Source organism: Myxococcus xanthus (assembly GCF_006402735.1).
GTDB classification, from domain to species: Bacteria; Myxococcota; Myxococcia; order Myxococcales; family Myxococcaceae; genus Myxococcus; species Myxococcus xanthus_A.
On the sequence record NZ_CP017174.1, the window covers coordinates 7,290,309 to 7,308,485 of the forward strand.

Annotated in this window: 10 protein-coding genes; 4 read left to right on the forward strand and 6 right to left on the reverse strand. The window is 69.2% G+C overall.

Annotated elements, in window-relative coordinates:
* Positions 1 to 26: 26 nt before the first annotated feature.
* Positions 27 to 242: a hypothetical protein gene (locus tag BHS09_RS29915; protein WP_140799719.1), complete on the reverse strand. Its 216-nt coding sequence runs from the start codon at positions 240 to 242 to the stop codon at positions 27 to 29.
* Positions 243 to 262: 20 nt separating this feature from the next.
* Between BHS09_RS29915 and BHS09_RS29920 the strand changes: the two genes are divergently transcribed.
* A complete protein-coding gene (locus BHS09_RS29920; RefSeq protein WP_140794828.1) occupies positions 263 to 1,441 on the forward strand; it encodes a M23 family metallopeptidase in 1,179 nt (392 codons plus the stop codon).
* Positions 1,442 to 1,480: 39 nt separating this feature from the next.
* Here BHS09_RS29920 and BHS09_RS29925 read toward each other — a convergent pair whose 3' ends face one another.
* Positions 1,481 to 2,065, reverse strand: a complete 585-nt coding sequence (locus BHS09_RS29925) for a TIGR02265 family protein (RefSeq protein ID WP_140794829.1) — start codon at positions 2,063 to 2,065, stop codon at positions 1,481 to 1,483.
* Positions 2,066 to 2,290: 225 nt separating this feature from the next.
* On the opposite strand from BHS09_RS29925, the gene BHS09_RS29930 reads away from it, so the two are divergent.
* Entirely contained in the window at positions 2,291 to 4,795 is a 2,505-nt protein-coding gene (locus BHS09_RS29930; RefSeq protein ID WP_140799720.1) for a glycogen/starch/alpha-glucan phosphorylase, read from the forward strand.
* Positions 4,796 to 5,168: 373 nt separating this feature from the next.
* Here BHS09_RS29930 and BHS09_RS29940 read toward each other — a convergent pair whose 3' ends face one another.
* On the reverse strand, positions 5,169 to 5,441 hold the full coding sequence (locus BHS09_RS29940) for a hypothetical protein (protein ID WP_140794832.1): 273 nt from the start codon (positions 5,439 to 5,441) through the stop codon (positions 5,169 to 5,171).
* A 482-nt stretch (positions 5,442 to 5,923) separates the two neighbouring features.
* Here BHS09_RS29940 and BHS09_RS29945 point away from each other — a divergent pair, with 482 nt between their 5' ends.
* A complete protein-coding gene (locus BHS09_RS29945) occupies positions 5,924 to 6,757 on the forward strand; it encodes a hypothetical protein (RefSeq protein ID WP_237079905.1) in 834 nt (277 codons plus the stop codon).
* 15 nt (positions 6,758 to 6,772) lie between these two features.
* Here the strand turns inward: BHS09_RS29945 and BHS09_RS29950 are convergent, their stop codons facing one another.
* From BHS09_RS29950 to BHS09_RS29960, 3 genes are all read right to left on the reverse strand, one after another.
* Positions 6,773 to 8,836 carry a M3 family metallopeptidase gene (locus tag BHS09_RS29950; RefSeq protein WP_418763970.1) on the reverse strand — a complete coding sequence of 688 codons (2,064 nt, stop codon included), beginning with the start codon at positions 8,834 to 8,836 and terminating at the stop codon, positions 6,773 to 6,775.
* 45 nt (positions 8,837 to 8,881) lie between these two features.
* Positions 8,882 to 14,446: a lamin tail domain-containing protein gene (locus BHS09_RS29955; RefSeq protein WP_140799722.1), complete on the reverse strand. Its 5,565-nt coding sequence runs from the start codon at positions 14,444 to 14,446 to the stop codon at positions 8,882 to 8,884.
* 167 nt (positions 14,447 to 14,613) lie between these two features.
* Positions 14,614 to 15,417, reverse strand: coding sequence for an SDR family oxidoreductase (locus BHS09_RS29960; RefSeq protein WP_140794836.1), 804 nt, complete (start codon positions 15,415 to 15,417; stop codon positions 14,614 to 14,616).
* 118 nt (positions 15,418 to 15,535) lie between these two features.
* On the opposite strand from BHS09_RS29960, the gene BHS09_RS29965 reads away from it, so the two are divergent.
* Positions 15,536 to 18,172 carry a U32 family peptidase gene (locus BHS09_RS29965; protein WP_140799723.1) on the forward strand — a complete coding sequence of 879 codons (2,637 nt, stop codon included), beginning with the start codon at positions 15,536 to 15,538 and terminating at the stop codon, positions 18,170 to 18,172.
* Positions 18,173 to 18,177 lie beyond the last annotated feature (5 nt).

Here is an 18,177-nt window from a genome sequence, read left to right on the forward strand (position 1 = left end):
GGCCCTGCCCGGCCCCGGGCAGTGCGTCAGAGGTTCACCGACGGCATCGCCTGTTCGAGGTAGCGCGGGCCCGCGGACACAGCCTCGTCGATGCGCCGGAGGCCCTGAGGAAACCAGGTGGGCAGCGTCTCCCCGGGGGCAAAGGGAGGCCGGGCCAGGCGCTCCTCGGTGGCTTCAAGCAGCCAGGCAGCCGAGCCCGGAAATTTCCCGGCCCTTCGCTGGGCGAGCGCCAGGGTGTCCACTACACTCGGCCGCCGCCCCCATGAGAATCGCTCCCCTGCTCTGCCTGGCCGCCGCGCTGCTGGCTTCGACGTCCGAAGCCGCGGTCCGTCACGTCATCAAGAACCGCCGTATCGAGCCGCGCCAGACGCTCGCGCAGGCGTTGCACGACGCGCAGCTCCCGGACGCGCAGGTGGCCGCCGTCATCTCCGCGCTGGAGGGCGTGTTCGACTTTCGCAAGTCGCGCGTGGGTGACCAGCTGCGGCTCGTCATGCGCGACGGGGAGTTGGACTTCTTCGACTACCGCCAGAGCATGGTGGACGAGTGGCAGGTCCGCCGCGACGGCGAGAAGTACGTGGGCAGCAAGCGCGCCATCGAAGTGGAGAAGCAGGTCGCTGTCGTTGCGCTGGAAATCCAGTCGTCGCTGTACGAGGCGGCGGTGGCCGCCGGTGAGGACCCGGCCATCGGCATGGTGCTGGCGGACGTGTTCGCCTGGGACATCGACTTCTACCGTGACGTGCGCAAGGGCGACACGGCGCGCGCGCTGGTGGAGAAGTTCGTCTCCAAGGGCCGCCTGCTGCGCTACGGCGACGTGCTGGCGGCGACGTATGCGGGCGGCCTGGTGGGCAACAAGAAGGTGTACCGCTACGTGCTCCCGGACGGGCAGCCCAACTACTTCAACGAGGAGGGCGCCAGCGCGAAGAAGACCTTCCTCAAGACGCCCCTGAAGTACGCCAACGTCACCAGCCGCTTCGGCTCGCGCTTCCACCCGGTGCTCAAGTACCTCAAGGCCCACAACGGCGTGGACTACGGCACCCCCATTGGAACCCCGGTGTGGGCGGTGGCGGACGGCACGGTGACGCAGGCGGGCTACTCGGGCGCCGCAGGCAACATGGTGGTCATCCGCCACGCCAACGGCTTCGAGACGCAGTACATGCACCTGTCGCGCTTCGGCGAAGGCGTCCGCGCGGGCACCCGCGTGCGGCAGAAGCAGGTCATCGCCTACTCCGGCAACACCGGCCGCTCCACCGGGCCGCACCTGCACTTCGGCCTCAAGCGCAACGGCCAGTACACCAACCCGCTCAACCAGCAGTTCCCCCGCGCGGACCCGCTGCCCAAGGAGCTGCTGCCGGACTTCCTCGCCAAGGCACAGGAGCTGACGGGGCAGATGGAGGCCGTGTCCATGGCCGCCGTCGCCGGGCAGGCTGCGGCCATGCCGTGACGCCGTGCGCGTCCCATCCCTGGGACGCGCGCCGCGGGCCTACTCCCAGGTGATGACGTAGTCAGCGCCCGTCACGCCGCGAGGCGTGCCCACCACCCGGCTCTTGCAGCCGACGACGCTCAGCGCCTCCTGCAAGACGCCCTCGTGGTACTGCACCGGCTGCATGTCCCCGTGGAAGGCCAGGCGCACCTGCTTGTCTCCCAGCACGGCGAATTCGCGCCGGCCGTAGCTCACCAGCGTCGAGTACGCGGTGGGCGCGTGGGAGAGGAGCCGCTTGGGGTCGCCCTTGCCGATGAGCCGGTTGAGCGTCTGCCCCACCGTGGACTGGAAGAAGTGCGTGACGGCCGCGGCGCCGCAGGCCCGCACCGCGTCCTCCCTGGAGCCATAGACGGGCGTCAACGCCTCCGAGGTCGCGTACAAGAGGCGCAGGGCATCCACAGCCGGGTAGGAGAAGAAGTCCACCGGGGAGCGCTTGAAGAAGGGCTCACGCAGGCGCGTGGCCGCCTCCGCGCCCAGCTTCCTCTCCGCCAGGTTGAACACCGCGTTGAAGACGAGCCCGCGCACCGTGTCGTCGGGACGGATGACGGCCAATCGTTGTTCGAGGTCGTTCTGCAGAAAGCCCATGGCGGATGGATTTCTACATCAATCCGTCTCCGGGTTGGCGCGCCATCCACCGACAGGCAGTCTGCCGCCCTTCCAGGTGAGCTGTCCCGAGGGGCTGGGACGCGCTTTACCGGTGCGATGCGAGACACGGCTGCGCTAGCCTGACGCACCTTCGCGTACCCGGGAAACCCCGGGGCCCGCGAAACCATGAACCCGCAGCAACTCCGTCCAGAGATACCCAGCGACATGGCCCCTCCTGCCTCCGCCTCCCAGCAGCCCCGCCCCGCCCAGCCGGCCACGACCGACGACAGCGGGCTCGGGCATGACGCGGCCAGCTTGCGCCGTTCCTTCCTCGACCACGTCCGCTATTCGCGCGGAAAGAACTACGAGTCGTCCACCCCTCACGACCGCTTCATGGCGCTGTCGCTCGCGGTGCGTGACAGGCTGGCGGACCGGTGGGTGAAGACGTCGCGCACGTATTACGAGAAGGACGTCAAGCGCGCCTATTACCTGTCCGCCGAGTACCTGCTGGGTCGGGCCCTGGGCAACAACCTGCTGAACCTGGGGATGTACGAAGCGGCCGCCGAGTCGATGCAGGAGGTGGGGGTGGACCTCACCAACCTGCTGGAGATGGAGCCGGACGCGGGCCTGGGCAACGGCGGCCTGGGCCGCCTGGCCGCGTGTTTCATGGAGTCGCTGGCCACGCTGGCCTACCCCGGCATGGGGTACGGCATCCGCTACGAGTTCGGCATCTTCACGCAGGACATCGTCGACGGGTACCAGGTGGAGCGCGCCGACGAGTGGCTCAAGTTCGGCAACCCGTGGGAAATCGTCCGGCCGGAGAAGGCGGTGCCGGTGCGCTTCTTCGGGCGCGTGGAGCACCACCAGGGCCCGGATGGCCGCCCCGTGGCGCGCTGGGTGGGCGGCAAGACGGTGGTGGGTGTTCCGTATGACACGCCCATCGCCGGGTACCACAACAACACCGTCAACACGCTGCGGCTGTGGCAGGCGCGCGCCTCCGAGGAGTTCGACCTGCTGCTGTTCAACGCGGGCGACTACGAGCGCTCGGTGGTGGAGAAGAACGACTCGGAGGTCATCTCCAAGGTCCTCTACCCCAACGACGCGTTCCAGGCCGGCAAGGAGCTGCGGCTCAAGCAGCAGTACTTCTTCGTCGCGTGCTCCATCGCGGACATCGTCCGGCGCTATCTGAAGAACCACACGGACTTCAAGGACTTCTCCCGCAAGGCGGCCATCCAGCTCAACGACACGCACCCGGCCATTGGCGTGGCGGAGCTGATGCGCGTGCTGGTGGACGAGAAGCGCCTGCTCTGGGACGAGGCGTGGACGATTACCCAGGAGACGTTCGGCTACACCAACCACACGCTGCTGGCCGAGGCGATGGAGAAGTGGCCGGCGACGCTCTTCGAGCGACTGCTGCCCCGCCACCTGGAAATCATCTACGAAATCAACTCGCGCTTCCTGCGGCAGGTGCAGATTCGCTACCCGTACGACCAGGAGAAGATGCAGCGGATGAGCCTGGTGGAGGAAGGGGCCGAGAAGAAGATTCGCATGGCCCACCTCGCCGTCGTCGGCAGCCACAGTGTCAACGGCGTGGCCGCGCTGCACACAGACCTGCTGCGCCGGGACGTGCTGACGGACTTCGCGGCCATGAACCCGGAGCGCTTCAACAACAAGACGAACGGCGTGACGCCGCGCCGCTGGCTGGCGTGGTGCAACCCCCGCCTGTCCAAGCTGATTACGTCCCGCATCGGCGAGGGCTGGGCCACGGACCTGGACAAGCTCACCCAGTTGGAGGCGCACGCGGAGGACCCGGAGTTCCGCAAGGCCTTCCGCGACGTGAAGCGCGCCAACAAGGAAGACCTGGCCCGGCACATCCGTGACTTGCGCTGGGTGCAGCTCAATCCGGACGCCATCTTCGACGTGCAGATCAAGCGCCTGCACGAGTACAAGCGCCAGCTCCTCAACGCGCTGCACATCGTGGCGCTGTGGATGAAGGCGCGCAGGGATCCGTCCACCATCATCCACCCGCGGGCGTTCATCTTCGGCGCCAAGGCGGCGCCGGGCTACCACCTGGCGAAGCTGACCATCCGACTCATCAACGGCATCGCCGAGGTGGTGAACAGCGACGCGGGCACCACGGGCCTGCAGGTGGTCTTCGCCCCCAACTACCGGGTGAGCCTGGCCGAGCGCATCATCCCCGCCGCGGACGTGTCCGAGCAGATCTCCACCGCGGGCATGGAGGCGTCCGGCACCGGCAACATGAAGCTGATGCTCAACGGCGCGCTGACGCTGGGCACGCTGGACGGCGCCAACGTGGAGATTCGCGACGCGGTGGGCGACGAGAACTTCTTCCTCTTCGGCCTCACGGCGGACGAGGTGATTGCCCGCAAGCGCGAGGGCTACCGCCCGCGCGACGAGTACAACCAGCACCAGGAGCTGCGCGAGGCGCTGGACCTGATTTCCACCGGCTTCTTCTCGCCGGAGGACAAGCACCTCTTCAAGCCGCTGGTGGACAGCCTCCTGGAGGAGGACCGCTACCTCATGCTGGCGGACTTCCCGTCGTACATGGCGAAGCAAGAGGACGTCGCGCACGCCTACAAAGACGCCGACGGCTGGGCGCGCAAGTGCATCATCAACGTGGCGCGCGGCGGCATCTTCTCCTCGGACCGGACCATCAAGCAGTACGCCGAGGAGATCTGGCGCATCCAGCCGACGCCGGTGGATCCGTGAGCGCAGGGCCCGCCTCCCCTCCCGGCCGGTGACGACGCCGGCCGGAGGGCGTGGTGCGGGCCTTCGTCAACGCCTTCAACCACGACGACCTGGACGCGGTGATGTCGTACCGGACGCACGGTACGAGACGGACGACGGAAAGCTGTCCCGGGGCCTCACGCAGGTGCGTGAGGCCTTCGCGGCGCAGTTTCGCGGTGACTTCGGGCGCATCCGCTTTCTCACCGAGGACATGGTGGTGGATGCGCCCACAGCCCGTGCCAGCTCATGTACCGGCTGTGGTACGGCCAGCACTTCGACTGGTGCGGGCAGGTATTCCCAGGATGGGCTGCCCCTGGTACGACGTGGGAGGCCTTGAGGTCAGGCCGGGACGGGCTCAGTGACTCCAGCAGGCGCCGTAGGCCGTGCGCCCGCAAACACGGTTCGCCTCGCTCTGGCAATTGCCGTAGGTGACGCCGTGGAGGTAGGTCCAATTGGACGTGCTGGTGCACTTGAAGGTACACACGGCGCCCGGGATATGGCCCTCACAGATTGCCTGCTCCGCCGTGGTCAGCGTTGAGCCGTCGGCATCCTCCATCTCCGGCCCGCCGCACGCGCTGACGAGGAATCCGAGCGAAACGCTGGCAAACAAGGTCATCGCCTTCTTCATGGTGTCTTCCCCTTTTGAATGCCAGACATCGCGCCTGGCCCGAAGGGTCATACCCTGCCTCAAAACAGGATAACAAGAATTAACCTAAAAATCTAAATATCCCACATTTCCACCGCGTACCTGCGTTGTACTGAAAACATCCCCGGTGTCCGCCTCGCTTCAGCGGACGTCCAAGGCATCCGGCTCCGCGCACAGGACTGGAGGGTGATTGGCATTGGAGTCGTCACGTCCGAGGACCTGGCGGCATGAGCGTGCAAGCCAAACGGATGCTGGGGACGAGTGCGGTCATCCTGGGACTGCTCTTGGGATGGCGACTCCTTCCCCTGGGACAGACTTCTGGCGCGCCCGCCGACGCAGGCACCGTGAGGGCACAGGGTCGCGGCCGGCCTGCTCTCGTGGGAGGCCCCTCGGGCCGACCGCCCATGCCAGGCGCCGTCAACGCAGCCGCCCCGGTAGCGGAGCCCCTGGACGAGGAATTGGAGGTGCTGCGCCTCTCTTTGCTCGATCGCTTCGGCTCGCGCCTGGATGAGCCGGCTGTCCAACTCCGGATGCTGGAGCAGCTCATGCGGTATTTCCAGGCGCGCTCGCCAGACCAGTGGCGAGAAGAACTCCAGACCTTCCTCCGCAAGGCCTTTCCCAGCCAGTACGAAGCGCTGGCCGCCCTGCTGCGCGACCGTATGGATTATGAAAAGTGGGTCAAGGACAACGACACCTACCTGCGAGGGTTGGACTCAAAGCAGCGCCGTGCCGCCGTCTGGGATGCGCGCAATCGTCTCTTCGGGAAGGAGACCGCGCATCGACTTTGGGACTCGGAACTGAAGCATCAGGCGCTGGTGGACGCGCTTCAGGTGATTGATGCGAGGCAGGACCTGCCCCTCTCCGAGAAGCTGTCTGCCTACAAGGCGCGGCTGGGCGAGGTCTACGGTGACGAGGCACCAGCCCACCTCGCCCGGCATCCGCAGGAGTCGATGAATCGCTTCCTTGCGCTGCCTTCCGTCCAACGCGAGCTGACTGGCATGTCACCGGCCGAACGCGCCCGCAGCCTATGGGCCGTGCGCCAGGAGCTGGGACTGGATGACGAAGCGCTGCGGCGATGGGACGCGCTGGACCAGACACGGGATGCCCGCTGGGAAGCGGGCCTCCGGTACATGGCGGAGCGCGCGACCCTGGCACGGACGCTCTCCGGCGATGCGCTGGAGGCCCGGCTCCAGGAGGTGCGCGCCCGCTACTTCGGCACCGAGGCGGACGTCATCGCCCAGGAGGAGGCCAGTGGCCTCTTCCGCTTCACGCGCCCCCGGCAGTGGGGGCGCAACTGAAACGCGGACGGGACGTCACGCCGCCTGATTGAGCCACTCCTCATAGGCGCGGAAGTCGTAGTCGCGCCCCAGGAAGGCATTCACCAGCCGGGCCGCGTCGTCCGAGCCACCCGGCTCCAGCACCGCGCGCCGGTAGGCCTGAGCGGGCTCAGGGGACAGCATCCCCTTCTGCTGGAACACCGTGAACAGGTCCTTCGCGATGACGAGCGACCACATGTACGTGTAGTAGTTGGACGAGTACCCGTCGAGGTGGCCGAAGGAGAGGTGGAAGTAGGTGCCCTCCACGTACGGGAAGGGTGTGAACTTCCCCTGGAGCTCGCGCACGAGCGACACCGCGTCCACGCCCTCCGGCTTCCGCCGGTACAGCTCCAGGCTGAGCGCCGCGTAGAACATCTGCTGGCGCACCCACAGCCCCTTGCCGAACTCTTCCGCGCGGCGCATGCGCTCCACCACGTCCGCGGGGATGGGCTCGTTCGTCTGATAGTGCTTCGCGAATGTCTGGAGGCTGGCGGTGTCACGCGCCCACTCCTCCAGCATCTGCGAAGGCGCCTCCACGAAGTCCCACTCCGTGCGGACACCGGACACGCCCGCCCAGCGAGTGTGGCCGCCGAAGATGTGGTGCAGCAGGTGGCCGAACTCGTGGAAGAAGGTCTCCACGTCGCTGTGCTGGAGCAGCGCGGGCTCCGCGCCAGGACGGGGGAAGTTGCAGACAAGCACCCCTTCCGGCAGCCGCCGTCCCGACTTCCCGCTCGTCAGCGTGAACTGGGCCGCGTGCTTGTACTTGTCGTCGCGCGGGTGCATGTCCAGGTAGAAGCGCCCGCGCAGCGTGGTGCCCTCGAACACGTCGTAGGCCTCCACGTCCGGGTGCCACACCGGGGCGTCCGCGACGCGGCGGTAGGTGACGCCGAACAGGCGCGCCGTCAGGTCGAGCACGCCCTGCTTCACGCGCGAGTACTCGTAATAGGGCCGCACCACCTGCGAGTCGAAGGCGTACTGCTCCGCCTTCACGCGGTCCTCCAGGTAGGCTTGGTCCCACGGGTTGACGCGCTCGGCGCCGGGAACGTCGCGGCGCTTGCGCTCCAGCAGCGTGGCGTAGTCGCGCTCCATGCGCGCGCCGGACGCGGCGGCGATCTTCTCGATGAAGTCCGAGGCGGCCCCCTCATCCCGAATCATCTTGTCCTCGGTCGCGTAGGCCGCCCAGTTCCGGTAGCCCAGCAGCGTGGCCAGCTCGTTCCGGCGGGACACCATGCGCTGCAGGACGTCCGCGTTGGCGGGATGGCCGCGCTGGCGGAAGACGCGCCACATCTGCTCGCGGGCCTGAGCATCACGCGAGTACGTCATGAAGGGGACGATGTCCGGGTAGTCCGTGGTGATGCGCACCTTGCCGTCCGGCCCGGGCGGGTGGGCGCGCACGTAGTCGTCGGGCAGGCCCTCCAGCGCCGACGGCGCCAGCGCTTCCGTGCGCGTGTCCTGGCGGATGTTGCGGCTGAACTCCTGACCGATGCGGACCAGCTCCTCCTGGAGCGCCTTCACCCGGGCGCGGGTGGCGTCATCCCGGTCCACGCCCGCGCGGCGGAACTCCCGCCGCACCTTCTCCATCCACTTCCGCGTGGCGGCGTCCTCGCCGGACAAATCCAGCGCGGCCAGCACGTCATAGACGCCCCGGTCCATGCGGATGTCGTTGCTGAGCGTCTCCAGGGCCTGCTCGGCGGCCTCGGCGGCCTCGCGCATGGCGGCGTCCGGGTGCGCATGACGGGCAACGCTGGCGCGGGCTCCCGCGTCGTCGAGCGCCGCCGTGGCCTCGTCGTATATCTCCAGCACCTCGCGCGTGACGTAGGGGGGACGGAGGGCCTTGAGCTGGGCGATTCCCTCTCGGGCGGCGGCCATGGCCTCCTCACCGGCGCGCGTGAATTCGGCCGGTGGGCAGGTGACGAGGCGGGCGGCGTCGGGGACTTGGCTCTCTGACACAGTCTGCTCCTGAGCGTGGTGACGGCGAAGGTACGGCCGCAAAGGTAATGCGCCGGACGCCGCGGAGCAGCAGGGATTGGCGGCGGAAATGCGAGAGGCCGCCCGGCGCATGCACGCCCGGCGGCCTCCGTGGGAAACGCGGTGCTTCCAGCCCGGCTACGGCTGTTCCGTCGGGCTCAGGGAGTTCTGTGGCTGACGGATGGCCCGGGTGACGAAGTCCGCGTTGTTGTTGTCCGAGTCCCGGCCGTTGCCGAAGTCCTCGTCACTGCTGCCCGCGGCCATGGTGGCGGAGGTCGAGGTGGACAGGGCCTTCCGCTCCAGGCTGCCACCCGACGCGGGGTGAAAGGGCGCCACCGTGCCTTCGGGCGAGTTCCCTGTGCCCCACGCCACCTTGTCCACCGCCACGTCATTGACGTTGGTCGTCAGCCCAGGACCGATGCGGACATGGCCTCCGGCCGTCGGTGACGCCGAGATGTCGAACACCGTGCCGTAGTTCAGGTCTCGCGCCACGGGACCGGTATAGCCATTGTGCCCCAGCAGGAAGTACCCATGAGCCCGGATGAAAGTCCCCGCGGGAATGGTGTAGCTGCCGCTGTACGAGCCCCCCGTCGCGGACTTGTACTGGAGCCGCCAGCCGCTGATGTCGACGTCCGCATCCGTCGGGTTGTGGAGCTCCACGAACTCGTTCGTCGCCGAGTTCGAAAGGCCGCCGCTCACCTCGCTGATGACGACGTGGTTGGCCACGGCCGGCGCCGGTACCACCGTCACCGTGCCGTAGTTGCCCGTGCTCGCCTGCGCGACGACGCCGTCCTGGTCGCAGTAAACCCACTCCTGGGCCACCTCGGGCCCCTGGGTGAAGCGGTAGCGGAAGCCGTAGATGTAGCTGCCCGGCGCCGCGATGTTCAGCGGGGCCACCAGCTCATCGTTGTTGCCCGGCGTGGCGAAGCCCGCGTTCGCCTGCGCTGGCACCCACGTCCACGAGTCCGGTGACGCGGCGTCAGTCCCATAGCCCAGCTCGGCCACCAGGTGCGGGAAGCCGTCGTTGCCATTCTGGTTCCTGGTGCTCACCTGGGACTCGTAGAACTGGCTGAAGACGGACTCCGCGCGGCCCGCCCGGATGGGCGTGGCGAAGGACTTCGGATACTGGATGGCGCAGTAGTCCACCGGGCCGGTGATCTCCACGCCGCAGGACGCGTTGGCGCCGCCCGGCGTGCCCTGTCCACCGCCAGGAAGTGACGCCTCCGAGTCACACCAGTACCAGGCGTGCTGGCTCGCCCGAGTCCCCACCACCACGGACGACAGGTTCATCGAGCGCCCCGTCGTCTGCGGGAAGGAGGCCGAGTACGCCACGTCATCCACCACGGTGGCGCCCATCTCGACGAAGAGGTGCCCCGTATGGCCAAGCTCGAAGAGCGTGCTCCCGTAGCCGTACTGCGCCGCCACACCGCCGTTGGTGGCCACATCCGTGTTGTTCGCGAGGACGAAGGTGCCCCGGCCTGGGACGATGAGGGGTCGGTCCCCGGCCGTCAGCACGCTGAAGTCCGTCTCGCCGCCCGCGCCATTGTCGAAGCGGATGCGCAGGTTCGTGATGTCCCGCGGTGCGTCGACGGTGCTGGTCAGCTCCACGTATTCGGTGGTGTTCGCATCCGGGCGGTGCATGACCTCGCTGATGACCAACTCCCGTGCCCCGGGCGCGGGCGCCGTGTCACAGGCGCCCTCGATGCAGACACCGTCCTGGCCCGGGCAGACCTCCGAAGCGGGCGTGTACTCGCACTCCGCCAGGCCCGCCGTCACCACGCACGCCTCCGCGTAGGTCACACGCTGTACTCCGTCCGCGGCGCACTCCGGCGCGCGCGGCGTGCAGACGACATCACCGCAGGGCCCCGGCACTTCGATGGAGGCGAAAGCCACGGTGCTGCCATTGTTCGCGCCATCGAAGACGCGGAGCGCGAAGTACCAGGTGGCCGCCTGGGACGGCGGCAGCGCGTGAATCACTTCCTCCGCCTGTCCCGGCGCCCGTGGCGCCGCCGTGGGCACCTCGCTGGCCAGCGCGAAGCTCTGTGGGTCAATCGGCCCCGCGCTGTAGCGCAGCTCGTAGCGAGCGGCGTTGCCCACGCCGCCGTTATCTCCCGTGGCCAGCCACGTCAGGCGCACCGTCATGTTGTCCACGAGGCTGACGCTCAGCACGGGCTCGGCGGGCGCGACGTCGTCGGTGATGGTGACCATCGTGTCAACGGTAGGCAGCGCCGGGTTCTCCGTGGTCGCGGAGAGGACGAAGCTACCCGCCTGATCCACCGTGAGGTCGTTGAAGACGGCCACGCCCGCAACCGGCGCCACCGTCAAGGTGCCGCCCAGCGTCACCCCGACCGCCCCCACCAACTGGAGCGTCACGGACGGCGCCGTGGCGTTCGAGACGTTGCCGAACGCATCCTGCAAGGCCACCCGCGTCTCGGACAGCGGCTCCAGGACGGTGCCCGGCTCCGGAGGCGCGACGAACGCGAGCTGCACGGGCGCACCCGCCTCCACGGAGAAGTCATACGTGTCGGCCACCGCGGCATCGCCGTCCGTGAACGTCACTGACTGCGCACCCGCCGTCTCGAAGGTGATGGTGAAGGTGTGCGCCCCCTGGTCCGCCTCCGTGTACGTGTACGTCGACAACGGCGCGGCCTCCGGGTCCGTGGACGTGGGCTCCACCGTTCCCGCGTACGCCGTCAGCACGTTGCCGAAGCGGTCATGCGCGGAGACGGCGAAGGACTGCGGCTCGCCCGCGACGATGGACTCCGTCGGCCCCACCACCGACAACGCCGTGAGGAGTCCGGGCTGCACCGTCACAGTGGAAGTCCCCGTCAGCGTCGCCGCCGCGGTGTCCGTGACGACGAGCTGGCCACTGCCCACCGCGGCGAACGTCACATTGAAGAGGCGCTGGCCGGCGTCAGACTCAGTGAAGGTGTAGTCCGCAGGGATGGTGGCCTGGGCGTCCCCCGGAATCTCGAAGTGGACCGAGCCCCGGTAACCCGAGGTGAGGTTGCCGTGTGCATCCCGCACCGACACAGTGGCCGCCACGGGCTCGCCCGCGAGGGTCGTCGCGGAAGCCAACTGCACCGTCAACTGTGCAGCGGGGCCAGACAGGACCTGGGTGCTCACCGTCACCGTCAGCCCCGCGTTGCCCGTATCCCGCACCGTCACCGAACGCGCCCCGGAGGTCATCAGCGTCACCGAGAACGTGTGCTGCCCCGCGTCCTGCCCGGGAACGAAGGTGTAGTCCGCGGGCAGCGTCGCCTCCGGGTCATCCGACTCGAAGCGCACCGTGCCAGTGTAGCCCGTGACGATGTTTCCGAAGCCGTCGCGCGCGGTGACGGTGAGGCTCTGCGCCTCGCCGGCCGCCACTGCCGCGGGAAGCGCGCTCAGCTCCAACTCGGCGGCCGCACCGGTGCTCACCTCCACCTCGAGCGTGTCGGTCAGCACCGGCCGCGCCGTGTCCACCACGGTGACGCTCTGGGTCCCCGACGTCAGCAGCATCACGCCGCTGAAGGTCCGCCGGCCCGCATCCGCCACGGTGAACGTGTAGTCACCAGGCAGTTCCGCCTCGGCGTCGGTGGACGTGAAGCGCACCGCACCGGTGTAGCCCGTGGCCACGTTGTCGAAGGCGTCATGGGCCGTCACCACCACGCTGCCCTCGGCGCCCGCGGCCACGGGTGAAACAAGGCCCGTGAGCGCCAGACGGACAGCGTCGCCCGGCTCGACGGTGAACGTGTCGCTGGGCTCCGGGCCCAACCCCGTGGCCGCCGCGATGAAGCGGTGCGTACCCGCCTGCTCCACCACCACGCCCGAGAAGGTCGCCACGCCCGCGACCGCCGCTACCTGCAACGGCGTGAAGCCGGGTTCATCCTCCAGCGTGAGCGTCACCGGCGACGTGGCCGTGGTGACGACCTGTCCGTCGCCATCCAGCAGCGAGACGCGGATGTCCGGCTGCGTGTCGCCCGCGTCACCATCCACGGGCTGCTGGGAGAAGACGAGCCGCGTGACGCCCTGTACCTGCGTCTGCACCATCAAGCTGGCGGAGCGGACCGCGTTGCCCTGGTTGTCCGCCACGCGCAGCGCCACGTGGTAGTTCGTGCCAGGCTGAAGGCCCGTGAGGACGGCGGACTCCTGCGTGCCAGCCTCCGCGGGCTCGCCCAGGCCGCCCACCGGCGTCGCCTGGTTGAAGTCCGCATCCGTCTCAATCGGGTTCAGCGAGTAATGCAGGGCATGCGACGCGGCCCGCCCCTGGTCGCCGTCATCACCCACGGCCATCCAGGACACCGTGACGCTGTCGGGCGTGGCCGTGGTCGCGGCGAGGACAGGGACGGAGGGGAACACATTGTCGATGATGTCGATGTCCGTGCTCGTGGCGGGCGTCAGTCCATCCGCGGTGGCCTGAAGCTGGAAGCGGCCCTCCGTGTCCACGTGCACGCTGGAGAACGACGCCAGCCCCTCCACGGGCGCCACCTCGGTGACACCACGCAGTGGCACGCCACCCGCCGGCACCAGGGACAGCGTCACCGAAGGTGCGCCCACGGGCGTCCGGTTGCCATGCGCATCCTGGAGCACCACCTCCACGGCGGTCAGCGCGGCGCGAACGGACGCATGCGAAGGCACGCGCGCGAAAGCCAATGCCGCGGTCCGGTCCGCCGAGACGCGCACGTCCTGGCGCCCCGCCAGGCCCGCTTGCGCGGCGTCCTGCACGTCGACGCGCTGGGTGCCCGCCCGCCGCAGGGTGATGCCCGTGAAACGGAAGCGGCCCGCGTTCACCTCCGTGAAGGTGTGCCCGCCCGGCAGCGTGGCCGTGGCGTCCGAGGACTGCACGCTCAGCGTGCCGCGATAGCCACTGGCGACGTTGCCGAACGCGTCACGCACCGTCACCTCCGCATCATGCGTGGAGCCCGCGATGGCGGTCTGCGGCAGCCCCGTCACCTCGACGGTGGCGGCGGCGGCCGGCGTCACGTCGAACGAAGGGCTGACCGCGCCCTCGACGCCGGTGGCCTCGGCCTTGAGCTGATAGCCCAGGCCTGCGCGCGTCAGCACCACTTCCTGGAAGCGGGCGACGCCGTCCACGGCCTGAGCCCGGAGCGTGCCTCCCAGGGAAGCCCCACCCGGGCCAGCGGCCAGCGAGAGCGTCACCTCCCCCGTGACGGACGGAACCGGGCGGCCATCGGCGTCCCGGAACTCGACGTCCAGCCCGCCAATGGGTGCACCGGCTCGGGCCGACAGCGAGGCCGCCGCGAAGGCCAGCCTCGAGGCCCGCAGCACGGTGAAGCCGACGACGGGACGCGAACCCAACACCACCGCGCCTCCCTCGGCATCCACCGAGGCCGTCACCCGCTTCGAGCCGCCTCGCGTGGACACCACGGACGCGGTGGCCACGCCCTGGGCATTCGTCCGGTCCGCGGGCTGCGTCACGGTGTTCCCGTCGCCGGAGACCTCCACCCGCACCGTGCGGCCCGCCATGGGCGAGCCGTCCTTCTGCCGCACCGTCACGGTGATGGCGACCCGGTCCACGCCGTCCGCCAGCACCTGCTCCGCCCGGTCCACCTGCACCGTGGAGAGCGCCGCGTCGGGCAGGGACTTCGCTGGCGGCGGGAGCGGCGACGTGGCGCTGTCACCACACCCCACCAGCACAACGCCGAGGCACAGCACGCCCAACCCCAGCAACCGGGTGAGCGCGAGAGGACAACGGGACATGAGCGGCTCCGGGAACGAACGGACCCCGCACGGAAGAGAGCACTCGCGAGGTCCCAGTGCCTTCTACCAGACAACTCCCGTCACCACGTAGACCTCCACCAGAGCTTTGCATCCCGGGTGGAACCCGCGGGGCTATCGTGACCCATGCCCCGTTGAGTGCGTCCCCGTTACATGCCGAGCGCGGCCATGAGCGCCCCGCCGCCCATCAGGGACTGGCCACCGTCGCAGACCATGATGGATCCGGTGATGTAGGACGAGCCTTCCGACGCCAGGAAGAGCGCGAGCTGGGCGATGTCCTGCTTCTTCCCGAAACGCTGGAGCGGCAGGGCCTGGGCGAGCTTGTCGCGGCCCTCGTCGCTGGGGGCCAGCCGGCGCATGCCTTCCGTGTCGTCGATGGGGCCGGGGGTAATCGAGTTGACGCGCACGCCGGAGCCACCCCACTCGATGGCCAGCACGCGGGTGAGCATGTCCACGCCGGCCTTGGCGGCACAGACGTGGGCCTGCATGGCCATGGGGAGATAGGCCTGGGGCGCGGAGATGTTGATGAGGGACGCGCCCGGCTTGCGCAGGTGCTCGAAGGCGGCGCGGCTGATGTTGAAGGTGCCCAGCACGTCGATGTCCATGACGGCCTTGAAGCCGTTGGAGGACATGCCCAGCGCGGGCGCGGGGAAGTTGCCAGCGGCGCCGCACACGACGACGTCCAGCTCACCGTAGGCCTCGCGCACCGTCTGGAGGGCCTTCTCCACGGCGGCATAGTCCCGGACGTCGGCCGCCACGCCCATGGCGGTGCCGTGCGCCTGAAGCCCCTTCACCGCGGCCTCGAGCTTCTCCACGTTGCGGCCGTTGATGGCCACCTTGGCGCCCGCCTTCACGAAGGACTCGGCGATGCCGAGGTTGATGCCACTGCTGCCGCCAGAAATGAACGCCACCTTGCCCGCGAGCAGCCCGTCCCGGAACACGCCATCAGCCATTTGGACCCGTCTCCTGTGGAAGCAACCGGGCAGGGACTTGAACAAACCTGCCGCACTGCGTCCATGACGTTCGCCGGGCGGACAGCGGAACCAGGGGCCGTGTGTTAGAGGTCGCGCCATGACCCGCCGCCGCCCCGAAATCCTCGCCCCCGCAGGGGACCTCGACTCGATGAAGGCCGCGCTCGCCAGTGGCGCGGACGCCATCTATTTCGGACTGGACGAAGGGTTCAACGCACGCGCACGCGCGGAGAACTTCTCGCTCGCCACCCTGCCCGGAACGCTGGCGCTCGTGCACCGCGCCGGCGCCCGCGCCTATCTGACGCTGAACACCCTGGTCTTCGAGCCCGAGCTCCCGGTGGTGGAGAACATCCTGCGCCGCATCGCCGAAGCTGGCGTGGACGCGCTCATCGTCCAGGACCCGGCGATTGCGCTGGTGGCCCGCGCGGTGTGTCCGCAGATGGAGGTCCATGCCTCCACGCAGATGACGATTTCGAGCGCGGAAGGCGCGCGCTTCGCGAAGGGCCTGGGCGCCACGCGCGTGGTGGTGCCGCGCGAGCTGTCCGTGGCGGAGATTCGCCGGCTGGCGTCGGAGACGGACGTGGAGCTGGAGGTCTTCATCCACGGCGCGCTCTGCATGTCGTGGAGCGGTCAGTGCCTCACCAGCGAGGCGTGGGGTGGACGCTCCGCCAACCGGGGACAGTGCGCGCAGTCGTGCCGGCTTCCGTACGACCTGGTGGTGGATGGCCAAACGCGGGAGTTGGGCGACGTGCAGTACCTGCTCAGCCCCAAGGACCTCGCGGGTGTCATGGCGGTGCCGCAGCTGGTGGAGATTGGCGTCCACTCGCTGAAGATTGAAGGCCGGCAGAAGGGGCCGCAGTACGTCGCCACGGCGGTACAGGGCTACCGGCGCTGGGTGGATGGCGTGTCCGCGGGGACGCCGGACACGGGTGCGCTGCGCAAGGACCTGGCGGACATGACGCTGTCGTACAGCCGGGGCTTCTCGCACGGCTTCTTCGCGGGCTCGGACCACCAGACGCTGGTGGAGGGGCGCTTCCCGAAGCACCGGGGCGCGTACCTGGGCCGCGTGGAGTCCGTGCACGGTCGTGACGTGCGCGTGGTGGACGACACGGAGGGACGTCCCTGGACGGGCGGGCTGGGCCAGGACGACGAGAAGGCGCGCCCGGATGCGCCCGTGGGCAAGGTGTCCTCTCCGCTGGAGACGGCGACACCGGTCGCGGCCGAGGTGTCGCCCCGGCCCGGCATGGGCGTGGTGTTCGACGACGGGCACCCCGAGGACAAGCACGAGCCCGGCGGCCCGCTGTTCCGAGTGGAGCGCAAGGGCCGTGGGTGGGTGCTGGGCTTCGGCAATCCCGGTCCGGACATGGGCCGGGTGAAGCCCGGCCAGCGCGTCTGGATGACGAGCGACCCGGCCCTGGCGAAGCGCACGGAGGAACTGCTGGGGCGCGGCGAGCCCGAAGGCCGCGTGCCCTTGGCGCTGACCGTGACCGGCGCCGCCGGTTCGCCGCTGACGGTGCTGGGCCGGGCGCGCGGTGGACACGTCTACTCGGTGTCCAGCGAGGTGCTGCTGGCCGAGGCACGCGGTGGTGGCCTCGACGAAGCGCTGCTGCGCGACAAGCTGGCGGCGCTGGGCGGAACGCCTTTCACGCTGACGGGGCTGGATACGTCCGGACTGGCGGCGGGGCTGCATCTGCCAGTGTCGGAGATGAAGGCGCTGCGTCGCCGCCTGGTGGCGGAGCTGTCGGAAGCCGTGGCGCGCGGTCCGGTGCGGACCGTGAACGAGGGCTCCACGTTGGAGCCCCTGCGCGCGTCGCTGCGCGAGCGGGTGCAGCCTGCGCCCCGGGCGGTGGAGGACGCGCGCTTGCTGCCCCTGTGCCGCACGGACGAGCAGCTCGAAGCGGTGATTGCCGCGGGCCTGCCCGAGGTGGAGCTGGATTGGATGGAGCTGGTGGGCCTGCAGCGCGCGGTGGAGCGTGCGCGCGCGGCGGGGCTGCGCGTGACGATTGCCACGGTGCGCGTGCAGAAGCCGGGCGAGGAAGGCTACGACGCCCGCATCGCGAAGCTGAAGCCGGACGCGGTGCTCGTGCGACACTGGGGCGCGATGATGCACTTCCTGGAGCGGCCGCCCGCGCCCGGGGAGGCGCGCCCTGCCCTGCACGCGGACTTCTCACTCAACGTCACCAACTCCGTGACGGCGCTGCACCTGCTGGGGCTCGGGCTGGACACGCTGACGTTCGCGCATGACCTGGACGCGGTGCAGCTCGGGGCCATGCTGGAGCACCTGCCCGCGGAGCGCTTCACGGTGACGGTGCACCACCACATCTCCACGTTCCACACCGAGCACTGCGTGTATTCCCACACGCTGTCCCACGGGCGTGACTACCGGAGCTGTGGACGGCCGTGCGAGAAGCACCGTGTGTCCTTGAGAGACCACAAGGGGCTGGAGCATCCGGTGGTGGTGGACGTGGGGTGCCGGAACACGGTGTTCAACGCGCAGGCGCAGAGCGCGGCGTCGCTCGTGCCGTCGCTGCTCGCGCGGGGCGTGCGGCGCTTCCGGGTGGAGTTCGTGCGCGAGTCTCGCGAGGAGGCTTCGCGCGTGCTCTCCGCGTATCAGGAGCTGCTGGCCGGCCGCATCTCCCCCGCCGAGACCGTGCGCCGCGCGGCGGTGCATGAACAGTTCGGTGTGACGAAGGGAACGATGAAGGTGCTCAACCCCACGTTCACCGTGCAGCGCTGACACTG